At 57.4% G+C, this 13898-nt stretch carries 13 protein-coding genes; 3 read left to right on the forward strand and 10 right to left on the reverse strand.

Annotated features, from left to right (window positions below):
- Nucleotide 1 precedes the first annotated feature (1 nt).
- The 9 genes from ulaD to JOE25_RS23540 all read right to left on the reverse strand — a co-directional run bounded on the left by ulaD (nt 2) and on the right by JOE25_RS23540 (nt 9916).
- Complete coding sequence (gene ulaD / locus JOE25_RS23500; protein ID WP_209639524.1) at nt 2-658, reverse strand: 3-keto-L-gulonate-6-phosphate decarboxylase UlaD; 657 nt, start codon at nt 656-658, stop codon at nt 2-4.
- Nucleotides 655-2145: an FGGY-family carbohydrate kinase gene (locus tag JOE25_RS23505; protein WP_245210080.1), complete on the reverse strand. Its 1491-nt coding sequence runs from the start codon at nt 2143-2145 to the stop codon at nt 655-657. Before JOE25_RS23505 ends, ulaD begins: the two co-directional genes overlap by 4 nt.
- Complete coding sequence (locus JOE25_RS23510; RefSeq protein WP_209639526.1) at nt 2145-3440, reverse strand: MFS transporter; 1296 nt, start codon at nt 3438-3440, stop codon at nt 2145-2147. Before JOE25_RS23510 ends, JOE25_RS23505 begins: the two co-directional genes overlap by 1 nt.
- A 119-nt stretch (nt 3441-3559) precedes the next feature.
- On the reverse strand, nt 3560-4030 hold the full coding sequence (locus tag JOE25_RS23515; protein WP_209639530.1) for a YhcH/YjgK/YiaL family protein: 471 nt from the start codon (nt 4028-4030) through the stop codon (nt 3560-3562).
- Nucleotides 4031-4043: 13 nt separating this feature from the next.
- Nucleotides 4044-5042 (reverse strand): 3-dehydro-L-gulonate 2-dehydrogenase, encoded by a 999-nt coding sequence (gene yiaK / locus JOE25_RS23520; protein ID WP_209639534.1) that lies wholly within the window; start codon nt 5040-5042, stop codon nt 4044-4046.
- Between the two features lie 256 nt (nt 5043-5298).
- Nucleotides 5299-6159, reverse strand: a complete 861-nt coding sequence (locus JOE25_RS23525; RefSeq protein ID WP_209639537.1) for an SMP-30/gluconolactonase/LRE family protein — start codon at nt 6157-6159, stop codon at nt 5299-5301.
- A 12-nt stretch (nt 6160-6171) separates the two neighbouring features.
- Nucleotides 6172-7272: a substrate-binding domain-containing protein gene (locus JOE25_RS23530; protein ID WP_209639540.1), complete on the reverse strand. Its 1101-nt coding sequence runs from the start codon at nt 7270-7272 to the stop codon at nt 6172-6174.
- 15 nt (nt 7273-7287) lie between these two features.
- Entirely contained in the window at nt 7288-8370 is a 1083-nt protein-coding gene (locus JOE25_RS23535) for an ABC transporter permease (RefSeq protein WP_209639544.1), read from the reverse strand.
- Nucleotides 8363-9916, reverse strand: a complete 1554-nt coding sequence (locus tag JOE25_RS23540) for a sugar ABC transporter ATP-binding protein (RefSeq protein WP_209639547.1) — start codon at nt 9914-9916, stop codon at nt 8363-8365. The genes JOE25_RS23535 and JOE25_RS23540 overlap by 8 nt, the downstream gene beginning before the upstream one ends.
- Nucleotides 9917-10277: 361 nt before the next feature.
- Here JOE25_RS23540 and JOE25_RS23545 point away from each other — a divergent pair, with 361 nt between their 5' ends.
- From JOE25_RS23545 to JOE25_RS23555, 3 genes are all read left to right on the forward strand, one after another.
- Entirely contained in the window at nt 10278-11096 is an 819-nt protein-coding gene (locus JOE25_RS23545) for an IclR family transcriptional regulator (RefSeq protein ID WP_209639550.1), read from the forward strand.
- 121 nt (nt 11097-11217) lie between these two features.
- Complete coding sequence (argO, locus tag JOE25_RS23550; protein WP_209639553.1) at nt 11218-11835, forward strand: arginine exporter ArgO; 618 nt, start codon at nt 11218-11220, stop codon at nt 11833-11835.
- 122 nt (nt 11836-11957) lie between these two features.
- Nucleotides 11958-12689, forward strand: a complete 732-nt coding sequence (locus JOE25_RS23555; RefSeq protein ID WP_209639556.1) for an oxidative stress defense protein — start codon at nt 11958-11960, stop codon at nt 12687-12689.
- Between the two features lie 172 nt (nt 12690-12861).
- Here the strand turns inward: JOE25_RS23555 and JOE25_RS23560 are convergent, their stop codons facing one another.
- Nucleotides 12862-13755 (reverse strand): LysR family transcriptional regulator ArgP, encoded by an 894-nt coding sequence (locus tag JOE25_RS23560; protein ID WP_037418226.1) that lies wholly within the window; start codon nt 13753-13755, stop codon nt 12862-12864.
- Nucleotides 13756-13898: the final 143 nt, after the last annotated feature.

Below are 13898 nucleotides of genomic sequence, written 5' to 3' on the forward strand. Positions count from 1 at the left end.
ATCAACTTCTCCAGATGTCATCAATGGCGGCGCGGAACTGACCGGCGGCGGCCAGCGGATCGGCAGCCTCCGCCAACGCTCTGCCGACGATAAAAGCGGTAACGGCGATGTCTTTAAACAGCGGTAAATCGCGCGGCGTGATACCCCCGGTAACCGACAGTTCAATGCCCAGATCCGACAAGGCTTTCATCAGATCCAAATCTTGTTTGCCCCAGGTTTGTCCACTGGCCTGCGCGTCGCGGCCACGGTGATAAATCGCCTGACGGATGCCGAGCGCACGCCACTGTTTGGCATCCTCCAACGTCCAGCGACCAAACAGCTCAATCTGGATATCCCCCTGGTGCTGTTGCGCCACGTCCAGTGCGCTGGCCATGGTGGCCAGCGGGGCGGCACAGATGACGGTCATCCAATTGGCCCCGTGACCGAAGGCCTGCTGCGCCAGCGTGCCACCGGCATCGGCGACTTTCAGATCGGCCACCAACGTATGTTGCGGGCAGCGTTCGCGCAGTGCGCTTACTGCCTGAATACCGGCGCTGATGCATAAAATGGTGCCGGCCTCGATGATGTCGACGTGCGGCTGCAGACGCTCCGCCGTCTGCAGGGCGGCGCCCAACTGGGTGTGATCGAGCGCCAGTTGCAAGCGGGGTTTATTGCTCATAGGGCCTCCTTTTGGGGGGATTGCAGCGTGTGTAACGTCGCCACCAGCGCCTGATAACGGCGATATTTTTTACCGTAAGCCTCGGCGGCGGTGGCGTCAGGCAGCACCTGTTCGAAGCGCGGTGCCAGTGCCCGCTGGGCGGCGGTGAAATCGCTGAATGCGCCGCTGCCGACCATCGCTGCCATGGCGGCGCCCAGACAGCCGGTTTCTTCCACCTGCGGCAGTTCCACCGGCAGGCCGCTAACGTCGGCGAACATCTGCATCCAGGGGGCAGACTTGGCCGGGCCACCGGTAACGCGCAGGGCGGTGGCCGCAGGGAAGCGTTGCCGCATGCGGTTGAGGTGGGTCATATGACAGAACACCACGCCTTCGTAGATTGCCTGCACCAGATGTTCACGCTGGTGGAAGGCCTGCATGCCATGGAAGCTGGCGCTCAATCCAAGCCCGGCGTTGGATCCGTATAGGAAGGGAACAAACAGCAGGCTGCTGTCGGCCTTCGGCAGCGTTGCCACCCAGTCGTTGAGCTGGGCGTAATCGTCTAGCCCCCATTGGCGGCAGAACCACTCCAGGTTGGCGGCGGAGGTGGGGCTCGCTTCGTGCACAATATATTTGCCAGCCTCGGCGTGGCGCCCATAAACAAAGGGGTGTTCGAACCCTTCGGTAATGCTGTCGGTGATGCCGCTGGTGACTGACCAGGTCCCCATCACGGCATTGAGCCGCGTCTCGTCGTGCAACCCGGCGCACAGCGCGGTGGACACCACGTCGAACAGCCCGCCGACCACTGGCGTACCCACCAACAGCCCGGTGGCTGCCGCGGCGGTAGCGTTGACCTGCCCGGCGATCTCGGCTGAGCCGACGATGGGCGGCAGTGCGGGCATGATGTCGCCGATGCCCAGCAACTGCGCCAGCGCCGTGTCATAGCGCCCGTCCGCCATGTGGTAAAGATTGGATTCGGAGATATTGGTTTCTTCACAGGCCAACTCGCCGGTCAGGCAGTAGCGCAGATAATCGTGCGCCATCAATACGCTGCCAATTTGGCGGTAGCGTTCAGGCTGGTGTTGCCGTACCCAGCGCAACAGCGATACCGGGTGACCGGTCCACAGGGTTTGTCGGGTCTGCGGATAGAGCGTCTGCGGCATGCCCTGCTTCTGCCATTCTTGCACCAGCGTCAGTGCGCGCTGGTCAGAAGACAACATGGCATTGCCCAGCGGCTGCCCTTGCTTGTTCAGCAGAAAGGCACCTTTGCCCTGCGCCGAGATGCCGACGGCCTGAATATCACCGGCGGCGATGTTGTTACGGGTCAGCACGTCGCGGATCACCTCGGCGGCGGTGTGCCACAGTGCGGGCATATCCCGTTCCGCCCAGCCGGGCTGCGGTGCGATAATCTCCAGATTGCGGCGTGCAATGCCCAATTCTGTGCCCCGACGGTCATACAGTCCGGCTTTGATAAAGGTGCCGCCGCAGTCCAACCCCAGCCAATATTCCATTATTCGGCTCCCGCTTTTTGGTCGCATTTATTCGGCAGCGTCAGCGCCAGTACCGAAGCGATAGCCAGTGACACCGCCAAGCTGTAAACGCCGACGTCCTTGCTGAACAGACTGATGAGCACGCCGACCATATAAGGGCCGCAGAAGCCGCCGAGGTTGCCGAGCGCGTTGATGACGCCGCGTGCACCGCCGGCCACTTCGGCGTTAAACAGTTTGGGAGGAATGGTCCAGAACACCCCGGCGGCAGCCTGGATAAATACACCGCAGCCGACCAGCGCCGCATACGACCACCAGATGTGCTCCTTTAGCAGCACCGACAGCGCCATACAGATGGCGAAGCAGGCCAACGGCAGCGCGACGAACACTTTGCGTTTGCCGGTGCGGTCGGAAAGGGTGGAGATAATCAGCATGCCGAAGATGGCACCGATATAGGGCAGGATAGCCAGCATGCCGACCTGCTCCATATTGCCGTTGGTCAGCCCTTTGAGAATGGTCGGCAGCCACAGGGTGTAGCCGTAGATCCCGGTCTGGTAGAAGAAGTTCACCATGATCAACTGCCACATGATCCTGTCGCCCAGCACCCGGCGCAGTGAGGCGTTACGCACCGTTTTGCCTTTGATCAGCAGTTGTTCGTCGTGCAGGGTTTTTATCAGATAGTCTTTTTCCGCCTGCGAAATCCATTTGGCTTCCTGCGGGCGGTTGCTGATGGTGAAATACCACAGCACCATCACGACCAGCGACAGCGCACCTTCCACCAGGAACAGCATGCGCCAGTCCCAGGCGGTGATGATCCAACCGGACAGCGGCGCGGTGAGGATGCCGGCGATCGGCACGAACATGATGACGATGGCGTTGGCGCGGCCGCGTTCTTTGTCCGGGAACCAGTTGCTGATCATGGTCAGCACCACCGGCAACATGCCGCCTTCCGAAACACCCAGCGCGAAGCGCAGGAACAGCAGTTGATACTGGTTGCTGACCAACCCGGTCAGTACCGATATCACCGCCCAGGCCAACAGCGACCAGCCGATGAATTTTTTACCGTTGCCGTACACCGCCAGCTTGCCGCCGGGCACTTGCAGGAACAGATAGCCAATAAAGAAGATGCCGCCGGCCAGACCGGCCATAGAGGCGGTGATACCGAGCTCGTCATCCATGCCACCGGGCATGGCGAAGGCGATATTTACCCGGTCCATATAGGAAATAATGCAGGTAATAAGAATAGGCGGCACTATTCTCAACCAGCGTAATTTGGGTATTGCCTGGCTTTGGCTAACGGAAACAGAGGCTGTATTCATATATACACCTTTCAATATTCTGTAGGGTCGGACTTTATTGTTTTGGTTTGTTTTGGGCACAAGGGGCCCCGCACCGGCCCAGGGACCGGTGTTTTTTACAGGTTATGTTTTGCCGCTAATTAGACGCTAAGCAACGCCAGCGGTATTTTCACCACCACTTTGCGAATAGCGCCGGGTTGCTGATTAATACAGGCCGGGCGATGAACATCCTGCGGGAAAAATACCGCAAAATTACCGGGCTGCATGGTTAACCAGGATTCATCCGCGACGTCCTGATAAAAAATAATGTCGCGTTCTGCCAATAAATCCTGGTGGATCGCGTTATCGCCCCGGTCTGCCGCCACGCCGATCAATTCGGTACCGCTGACCAGAAACTGCACGTCGACATTTTGGCGGTGTACTTCAGGCCGGAGATCGCTCGGTTGATGGGTGTGCAGATCCAGCACCTGTACTACGTAGCCGTTGGCAGGATCCTGATAGCGTCCGGCGGGCAGGGCGCGGAAATCGGTGTTTTGCAGATAGGCGATGGCGTTGGCCACCGGTACCGGGTACTGCTCTGGTGAGGTATGGGCGATATGGCCGAAGATCATGGTTATTCTCCTGTTACAGCGCCTGAATACGCGCCCAGATACGATCATCCACAGGGATGCCGTCACGCATGTTTTCCGCGTGAATACGTGGGAATTTATGGCCCGGCAGGCGAATGGCTATCTCCGGGTTATCGCGTTCGGCGCTGGTGATGTAGTCCATGATGCGCTGCAGCTTGGCATCGCGGGTGGCGCCGTCGATCAAGCGTTCGATCTCAATGGCGATGAAGACTTGCGACACGCCATACTCTTCGCGGTTGTCTTCGGTCACTTCCGCCACTGACGATCCGCCGGAGAGCAGGGTGGCGATCATATCCAGCACGATCGACAGTGCCGATCCCTTCCAGTAGCCCATCGGCAAAATGCGTCGGTTTTCTTCAATGGTGGCCGGATCGCGTGTTAGTTGACCGTCGTTATCGAAACCGCCGTCCACCGGCAGGGTTTTACCCGCCAGCCGGTTCAGCTCCAGCGCGCCATAGGAGAACATCGACATCGACATATCTACCATGGTGATCGGATTGCCCGGCACCGCGACGATCAACGGGTTGGTACCGATACGGCATTCTTTGGCACCCCAGGGCGGCATGACGGCAATAGAGTTGGTCCAGCAGATGCCGATATAGCCTTTCTCCGCCGCTTGCCAACCATAACCGCCGCCGCGCATCCAGTGGTTGGCATTACGCAGTGCCACCAGGCCGATACCGTGGTTGTCGGCTAATTGCATGGCGCGATCCATCATCTTGCGTGCGGTGAGGTTACCAATACCCTGATGTGCGTCCCACTGCTCAATAGCCCCCAGCGACAGCAGCTTACTGGGCTCGGCGTTCGGCACGATATCGCCTGCGTCCAACTGCTGAATAAAGCGTGGGAAACGGTTAACGCCGTGGGAATAAACGCCGCTGGCGGAGGTGTCGGCGAACATGCCGGCACAGTCGTCGGCAGTGGCTTCCGCCACGCCTCGCGCCAGTAACACGCGTTTGAATTGCTGTTTCAGATCGGTGTAACTCACTCTCATGCTGGTTCTCCGCTACGGCGCATTTGTTTGTTTTATGCTCTTTAAATTTCATTATGTGAAATCACATTTCAAATAAATGCTATACCTGCGATTAAACGAAGTCAAAGCGGTGCATGAGGAAATTATTTATATAAAACAGTTGGTTAAATTAATCTGATGATTTTGTGATCGGCGGCACGTTTTCGGCCTTTGCCGTGCTTCAGGCGTGGCAAAGCAGAGCGGTTTGGGGCCACTCTGCCTTCGCCTTTTTGACTCGCTAACCTCGGGTATTCAGCACCTTGCGGTATAGCGATGTGGTGGCGGTAATGTACAACTCATTGCCGTCAGGCCCACCGAACGTGCAATTGGAGACCCGTTCCGGCACCTCTATCTTACCGAGCTGCTTTCCCTGGCTGTCGAAGATCAGTACGCCGTCGGCACAGCTGCAAAACAGATTGCCGGCTTTATCGACACAGAAACCGTCCGGGAAGCCGGGGGCTACGGTGACGAAGCGTCGTCCGGCGTTCAGTTCACGTCCGTCGACCTCATACACACGTAGCTCTCTGCGGCCCAGGGTCGGGAAATCGACTATCGACATATCAGCCACGTACAGCAGCGACTCATCCGGTGAGAACGCCAGGCCGTTTGGCCGTTGCAGGTCACTGGCGGCAATGTTCAGCGAGCCGTCGCGCGGATCAAAGCAGTAGAGGTAGCAGCCGATCACCTGGCTTTCAGATTTGTAGCCTTCTTCGTCACTGGTAATGCCATAGGGCGGATCGGTAAACCAGATTGTGCCGTCGGAACGTACCGCCAGGTCGTTAGGCGAGTTGAAACGCTTGCCGTCAACCCGATCGACCAGCATTTGCACCTCACCGTCGTTTTCGGTTCGGCTGATGCCGCGTCGCCCGTGTTCGCAACTGATCACGCGTCCTTCGGCATCTCGTGCATTGCCGTTGGCATAGTGCGAAGGGGAACGCCATAGGCTCAGCTCCCCCTGTCGCGACCAGCGGAACATGCGGTTGCCCTTCACGTCGCTGAACACCACCGCATCCTGCTGCGGCAGCCACACGGGGCCTTCGGCCCATATCGCCGGTGCGCACAGGCGTTCAAGCTGAGGGTCTGCCATCAGTTCGTTCATGCTGACCTCCGTTTACTTCACGCCCCAGATGGCTTTGTAGTGGCCCTGATAATCATTCTGTGGGTCATACAGGTTGTTGGCACCGCCGTCGGCAGCGATATTGTCGCGAGTCACGAGGTGCGCCGGGGTCACGTAGCCGGAAGGTGGCTGCTTGGCGAAGGCGCGGTTGAACTCATCCAGCAGTTGCCAGCCGTGCAGTTTGAGTGGTTCCGGCACCGTGGCCGACTGGCTGCCGCCGGAGCGAATACGCTGGTAGGCAGAAATAGAGCCGTCACCGGCAGAAATGCTGTAGGGGGCGTGAGTGCCACCTTTACCGGCAGTTTTCAGGGCCGGAGCCATAAAATCAAAATACAGATCGTTAATGGCCAGTGCGTACTGGAACTGGTCGCCGTATTTTTGCAGCAGGCTGAAGGTCATGGCCGGCATGCGGTTGGCGGTATCCGCCAGCGGCGTATCGATAAACTCCACCACTTTGCAGCCACTGCATTTGCCGATTTCCTCTTTCATCACGTTGGCCTTATCCAGCGCAATCTGGTACAGCGAATCGGTAAAGATCAGCACATTGGCCTTGCCGCCGGACTGCACTACCGCATATTGCGCGGCAATGCGTGCCACGTCGTTGGAGTCAGAGGTGACGTTATAAAACACGTCGTATTTGGCGATCGGCCCCGGCTCTGGCACCGCGTGCCAGGCGGTGAGCACAATGCCTTGCTGGATGGCCTTTTTCAGCGGGATTTTGGCCACGTTGGGGTTCCAACCGCCGATCACGATGCCATCCGGTTTCTGGGCAATTGCCTGATTCAGTGAGGAGAGCTGATCTTTCACCGAGCCGCCGCCATCGAGCGTTTCCAGCTTCCATCCGGCGGCTTTCGCCGCCTCGCTCAGCCCTTCCTGTACGCCTTGCACGCCGCCGTTTTTCATGTCCGACGCGATAAAGATGATTTTCTTGTTGGCCTGCAATTTGGGCCCGCTGGTGGGGCCGTCCCACTGGGTCACGCTGGCGGTGGCTTTGGCGACAGCCGCCGTAGCCTGATCGAGATAGGCATCGGCCCAGACCGGGGAGGCGGCGCTGGTCAACAGCAGGGCAGTGGGTAATATCCAAAGACGTTTCATTCTGTGAGCTCCTGGTTAAGGATTGATCGCTTTTTGGTTATTTTTATCAGCCGGGGTGGCTGCAGTGCGTTGTACCGCTTTTTGGTTGAGCAACCGGCGGCGCTGGGCATAGCCAGCCAGAGTGATGGACAGCAACAGCGTTGCGCCGTTGAACAGCGGTTCGACCCAGAATTCCCCGCCGAACTGCTGGATACCGGCAATGCCGATGGCAAGAATGGCGATACCGACCACGGTACCCCAGACGTTGACCCGACCGGGGCGAATGGTGGTACTGCCGAGGAAAGCGCCGACTAATGCAGGTAGCAGGTAGTCCATGCCGACGCTGGCCTGGCCAACGCCCTGCTCGGCGGCGATCAGTACACCGCTAAAACCGGTCAGGACGCTGGAGGCAATAAAGGCGCCGATAGTAAAGCGATTGACCGAAATACCGTTCAGGCGTGCGGCTGCCGGGTTGCCGCCGACGGCGTACATACAGCGGCCCAGCGGGGTGTGTTCGGTGATCAGCCACAGCACCACTGCGACGATCAACACGTAGAACGCGACGATCGGGATCCCGCCGATCTCGGTGTGGTGCAGGGCGATAAAGGCGTCTGGCAGATCGCCTACGATCTGCCGGCCGCCGGAGTGCCACAGGGCAATGGCATACAGCACGGTGCCGGAGCCGAGAGTCGCAACGAAGCTGTCAATGTCTGCCAGGGCCACCAGAATGCCGTTCAATAAGCCGTACAGGGCGGAGATCGCGAGAACGGTGAGCACGGCCATCTGCCAAGAAAAACCGTATTCAACCTGTAACGTGATGGCCAGGATATGCCATAGCACGATGCCAAAACCGACGTTAAGGTCGATTTTCCCGACGATCATCGGGATGGTGGCTGCCAGTGCCAACAGCGCGATCTTGGCTTTGCTGGAGAGGATCGCTTGCAGCGTTAGCATCGACGCGAACGAAGGGGTGATCAGTGAAAACAGGATCACCAACCCAATGCACAGCAGCAGTAGGCCGTAGCGTGTGAGCACCTGCATCAGCCACGGGCCGGCACCGTCTTGCGACAGGCTGACTCTTTGCTCCAGTGCCGTTGATTTAACAGATGTTTTAGACATGACCCACCTCAGATTCTAACGTTGTCACGGGCGTTTCCCCGGCGCTGGCAGAAGCCAGTTCCAATAAATTGGCGAATGACACCTGCTGATTTTTCAATTCGCCGACCACTTTCCCCCGGTTGAACACCAGCGCGCGATTGCAGATATGGGCGATCTCCTCAAAGTCGTTGGAGATCACCAACACCGCTACGCCTTCCGCCAGGGATTTATTTAAAAGATGATAGATTTCTGCCCGAGCACCGACGTCTACGCCTGCGGTAGGGTCTTCCAGGATCAGCAGCGGAGCGCCCAGATGCATCCAGCGCGCCATTACCACCTTTTGTTGGTTACCGCCGGACAGGGCACTGATATCGATATTGACATCCTTGGGCCGTACGTCGAACAGCTGCACTTTCCACCAGCTGGCGCCGATCTCGGCCCGGCGGCTGTAGCGCGACAACAGTTTGTGGCCGCTGGCGCAGGGGTTGATAAACAGGTTTTCACGCACGCTCATCGACATCACCAGGCTCTCGCCGGTGCGGTCGCCCGCCACCAGCGAAACCCCGCAGGCCATCGCTTGCTGCGGGCTCGCGGCGGTATAGGCCCGGTCGCGAAAGCGGATTTCACCCTCGTCGGCGTGACGTAGGCCGAACAGTAAGCGGCCAATTTCTTCCTGTCCGGCACCGCGTAGGCCAGCCAGCGCCAACATTTCGCCGGGTTGCAGGCTGAAGCTGACCGGGCCGATATCGCCCACGGTGACGTTATTGAGCTGCAGGACCGGCGGGCGATTTTCCGGTAAGGGTTCGCGTTGATCGTCTGCCATGGCTTCGCCCACGATCATCTGCACCAGATCACGCAGTGAGTAATCAGCGGTATTGCCACCCGCGACGTAACGTCCGTCACGCATTACGCAAACGCGATCGGCGATCTCGATCACTTCATCCAACCTATGGGTGACATAAATCATGCCGACTTTTTTGTCGCGCAGCCGGTTGATCACGGCAAACAGGTGACGTACGTCGTTGGCAGGCAGCGAGGCTGTGGGTTCATCCAACACCAGCAGCTCTGCGTTAACCGCCACGGCCCGGGCGATTGCCAGCAAGGATTTCTCGGTACGCGACAGTTCGAAGACTCTGGCGTCGGGATCCAAGGCGATGCCGACATCCTGAAGTGCCTGAACGGCACGGCGGCGAATGGCACGCCAGTCGATCAGGCCGAAGCGGCGTGGAAAACCCATAACCAGTGCCATATTTTCCGCTACCGTCATCCATTCGATCAGCCCGAGATCCTGATGAATAAAGGCAATAGGCTGGCGGCTGTCACTTTTTATCGCAGCGGCGGAGGCTATGCTGTTCCCTTGAAACCGGATGTCGCCGCTATCACGTGGGTAAACCCCGGCCAGCACTTTGATCAGTGTCGATTTGCCGGCGCCATTTTCGCCCAGCAGGGCCAGGACTTCGCCTGGCATCACCTGCAGACTCACGTCATTCACCGCGACGTTGCCGCCAAAGCGCTTAACAATATGGCTGAGGGTAAGAATGGGTTGTTCCGCATTATCTGGTGTCATGTGATGCGCCCCTGGTACCTGCATACGCGATCGGCGTGTGCGAACTGGTGTTTATATCGTCATTAAATTTCAATATACGAAATTCAATTTCAAAAATAATATGCCGAACGCCGATCTAAAGCAAAGCCAGACGGTTTTTAATTGTTGTTTTAAAACAATGCGTTATTTGTCTCTTTGCGGAATTGTGACGTATAACTCACTTCGGCGGTTAGCGAAATGTTGCGCATTTTTAACCCACTACGGACAATGAAACGGCGTTCCGTCTTCACCTGATGCGGGCCTTGGGGTAACATTCCCGGCAAAGAGCCCGCTTACCACGCCGTGGCGTTGGCTGGCGGCTCGACACTGGAGAAATTGCGCTATGAGCCTGAAAGCTGTTGACGAGAAAGATGACAAGAAAGACAAGCCTATGGGCAGCCAAAGCCTGTTCCGTGGTTTGCAATTGATTGAGATCCTGAGCAACTTCCCGAATGGCTGCCCGTTGGCGCACCTGTCTGAGCTGGCCGGCATGAACAAAAGTACCGTTCATCGCTTGCTGCAAGGGCTGCATACCAGCGGCTATGTCACCCAGGCACCGTCACCAGGCAGCTATCGGCTGACGACCAAGTTTATTTCTGTGGGGCAGAAGGCGCTGTCTTCACTGAATATCATCCATGTTGCTGCGCCGCATCTGGAACAGCTCAATCTGGAAGTGGGGGAGACGGTAAACTTCTCCAGCCGCGAAGACGACCACGTCATTTTGATCTACAAGCTTGAGCCGACGACCGGCATGATGCGCACCCGTGCCTATATTGGCCAGCATATGCCGCTGTATTGCTCGGCGATGGGCAAGATTTTTATGGCCTACGGCAACAGCGATTACCCGGATCACTACTGGCAAACTCATCAGCATGAGATCCAGACGCTGACGCGTAATACCATCACCGAATTGCCGAAGATGTATGAGGAACTGGCCGATATTCGCCTGCGCGGCATGGCAATGGACCGTGAAGAGAATGAGCTGGGAGTGTCCTGCGTGGCGGCCCCGGTGTTTGATATTCAGCAGCGGGTTCCCTATGCGGTGTCGGTCTCGTTGCCCACCGCCAAACTGCAGCAGATTGGTGTTAAGGCCTTGATTAAACCGGTGTTGGCGACCGCGCAGCGCATTTCTCAAGAACTGGGGTTTGTCATTCCTGCCTGATTATTAGTATTTCTGATAGTTGATTAGAAGTATCAATTTCACCTAATAATTTTTTCCTCATATGATGCGCGTGTTGACCGACACGCGCCGCTGAACGGTGCTTTTTTCTGTGAGGAATTCCATGTTAGCTGTCTTTTTGCAGGGCTTTGCCCTGAGCGCGGCGATGATCCTGCCGTTGGGTCCGCAAAATGTTTTTGTGATGAATCAGGGGATACGCCGTCAGTATCATCTGATGATCGCGTCGCTGTGTGCATTGAGCGACATTGTGTTGATCTGCGCCGGCATTTTTGGTGGTAGCGCCTTACTGAGCCGTTCGCCGTTGCTGCTGGCATTGGTTACCTGGGGCGGCGTGGCCTTCTTGTTATGGTATGGCTGGGGCGCATTTCGCACCGCATTCAGTCGGCATTTGACGCTGGCCACGGCGGAGGAAATGAAGCAGAGCCGTTGGCGGCTGGTGGTCACCATGTTGGCGGTAACCTGGCTGAACCCACATGTTTACCTTGATACTTTCGTTGTGCTGGGCAGCCTGGGAGGCCAACTGGCACCGGACGTGCGCTCCTGGTTTGCGCTGGGGGCGGTGAGTGCTTCCATCGTTTGGTTCTTCGCGTTGGCGTTGCTGGCCTCTTGGCTGGCGCCGTGGCTGAAAACTCAAATGGCGCAACGCGTCATCAATACGCTGGTCGGCGTAGTGATGTGGGGCATTGCCTTACAATTGGCCTGGCAGGGGGCAAGTTTATAAGAATTTGTCACTAATCCGAATTCAAAAGCCCGTGCGATATGCTACGTTTGATGCCAAGGAACCGGCTGTTCTCGGTAGAGAAAAGTCGGTAATCAGTTACAGCCTGTCATCAAGGAGACACTGTGAAGCTTAAAGCATTGGCCATGGCCGCAATGATTGGATTAGGGACATTACCTCTGGCGCTGCAAGCGGCTGAAGTGCCAGAAGGGCCACACGTGGTAACCTCGGGTACATCCAGCGTTGATGCGACACCGGATATCGCCACTCTGGCGATCGAGGTGAGCGTATCGTCCAAAGACGCGGCACAGGCGAAAAAGCAGGTCGACGAACGTGTCGCGCAATACTTTGATTTCCTGCAAAAAAACAATATTGAGAAGAAAGACATCAGCGCTGCCAACCTGCGTACTCAGCCGGAATACGATTACCTGAAAACCGGTGAGTCAGTGCTGAAAGGCTACCGTGCCGTACGCCAGGTGCAGGTGACGTTACGCCAGTTGGATAAGCTGAATGAGCTGCTGGACGGCGCATTGAAATCTGGCCTCAATGAGATCCGCGCCGTGGAATTGGGCGTCGCGAAACCGGACGTCTATCGTGAACAGGCGCGCCAGAAAGCCATCGAGAATGCGACGCAGCAGGCGGCTTCATTAGCCAAAGGCTTTAACGCCAAGCTGGGGCCGGTTTACAGCATTCGTTATCATGTTGCTAACTACCAGCCGATGCCAGTAGCGCGTATGTACAAAGCGGCGGGCGCAGCGGCGGAGAGCGACGTGGCACAAACCTACGAACAGCAGAGCATTCACTTTGACGATCAGGTGGATGTGGTGTTTGAGTTGCAGCGCAACGCGGCGCAATAGTACGAAGTGTTGGCAAAGCTACGCAGGGGCTAAACCGGTAGGGGTCGAACATGTTCGACCCGATGTACCCATTGATGATGCTAACGGGCGAAGCATGCGGCACCCCTACGATGAAACAACAGAGCACTTTGTCAACGCCCTCAAAAGGTTCGCCACGGCGAACCTTTTGCATTTAATCCTGGCGCAGAACCTGGCGGCCATGTTCCAGCAGGGCATCGGTCACCTTACGCATCATGCGGCTTTCTGGCGCGAAGCGGTGCCAGAACAACATGCGGCGTTGGAACAAGCCCGGCGTCAGATCGATAAGCTCACCTGAATCCAACTCTTTCTCAATCTGCAGATGCGGGATCATGCAGCAGGTGGTGCCTTGGCGTGCCAACTGCACGAAGGCCTCCGATGAGTTCACGATATGGCAGGGGACGCTGCCCGGCGACAGATCAAAGTTCTGCTGCAGGAAAGCCTGATGCATATCGTCGAGATGATCGAACGCGACCGCGGGCGCTTTCAGCAGCGCGGAACGCGTAACGCCATTCGGGAAGTAACGCTCGGCAAAGCCTTTTGAGGCGACAAACAGATAGTCCAGTGCGCCCAGTTGATCCACCAGGCAGCTTGGCAGCGGTTGTGGCTGGATACTCACCGCGCCCACCACTTCACCGCGCCGCAGGCGTTCCTGAGTACGTGTTTCGTCTTCCACCTGCAAATTCAGGCGGATAGGGGAATCGGTCAGTACCGGCTTTAATGCCGGCAGCAGCCAGGTCGCCAGGCTGTCGGCGTTAACCGCCAGCGACAGCAGCAGCGGTGTATCAATGCCGGTGTCGTTACCCAGCCACTCTTCTTCCAGCAATTCAACCTGATGCAGCAACGCCAGCAGCTTCTGGCCCTGTTCGGTCGGCCGAGGCGGCACGGTGCGTACCAACAGCGGCTGGCCGAACAGGTTTTCCAACTGCTTGATACGCTGGGATACTGCCGATTGGGTGATACAAAGTTTTTGCGCGGCGCGCTCAAAGCCACGCTCACGGATCACCGCGTCCAGCGCTTGTAGCGTTCGATAGTCTGGGCGTTTCATCGGAAAGATATCCCTTAAAGTAAATTGATACAGGCACTATGCCACATCTCTGGCGTTTTACAGGTGGAAAATCACCGGGACATATTGCCGCGATGCGCCTAAAAATGCGGCTTAGGGCAAAGAAGTGTGATCCTGCCTGAGTG

Source organism: Serratia sp. PL17 (assembly GCF_017832355.1).
Taxonomy (GTDB): Bacteria; Pseudomonadota; Gammaproteobacteria; order Enterobacterales; family Enterobacteriaceae; genus Serratia.

What these genes read in the sequence shown, in the direction of transcription:
- ulaD (WP_209639524.1), bottom strand. Translation starts at nt 658, where the DNA reads ATGAGCAATAAACCCCGCTTGCAACTGGCGCTCGATCACACCCAGTTG.
- JOE25_RS23505 (WP_245210080.1), bottom strand. Translation starts at nt 2,145, where the DNA reads ATGGAATATTGGCTGGGGTTGGACTGCGGCGGCACCTTTATCAAAGCC.
- JOE25_RS23510 (WP_209639526.1), bottom strand. Translation starts at nt 3,440, where the DNA reads ATGAATACAGCCTCTGTTTCCGTTAGCCAAAGCCAGGCAATACCCAAA.
- JOE25_RS23515 (WP_209639530.1), bottom strand. Translation starts at nt 4,030, where the DNA reads ATGATCTTCGGCCATATCGCCCATACCTCACCAGAGCAGTACCCGGTA.
- yiaK (WP_209639534.1), bottom strand. Translation starts at nt 5,042, where the DNA reads ATGAGAGTGAGTTACACCGATCTGAAACAGCAATTCAAACGCGTGTTA.
- JOE25_RS23525 (WP_209639537.1), bottom strand. Translation starts at nt 6,159, where the DNA reads ATGAACGAACTGATGGCAGACCCTCAGCTTGAACGCCTGTGCGCACCG.
- JOE25_RS23530 (WP_209639540.1), bottom strand. Translation starts at nt 7,272, where the DNA reads ATGAAACGTCTTTGGATATTACCCACTGCCCTGCTGTTGACCAGCGCC.
- JOE25_RS23535 (WP_209639544.1), bottom strand. Translation starts at nt 8,370, where the DNA reads ATGTCTAAAACATCTGTTAAATCAACGGCACTGGAGCAAAGAGTCAGC.
- JOE25_RS23540 (WP_209639547.1), bottom strand. Translation starts at nt 9,916, where the DNA reads ATGACACCAGATAATGCGGAACAACCCATTCTTACCCTCAGCCATATT.
- JOE25_RS23545 (WP_209639550.1), top strand. Translation starts at nt 10,278, where the DNA reads ATGAGCCTGAAAGCTGTTGACGAGAAAGATGACAAGAAAGACAAGCCT.
- argO (WP_209639553.1), top strand. Translation starts at nt 11,218, where the DNA reads ATGTTAGCTGTCTTTTTGCAGGGCTTTGCCCTGAGCGCGGCGATGATC.
- JOE25_RS23560 (WP_037418226.1), bottom strand. Translation starts at nt 13,755, where the DNA reads ATGAAACGCCCAGACTATCGAACGCTACAAGCGCTGGACGCGGTGATC.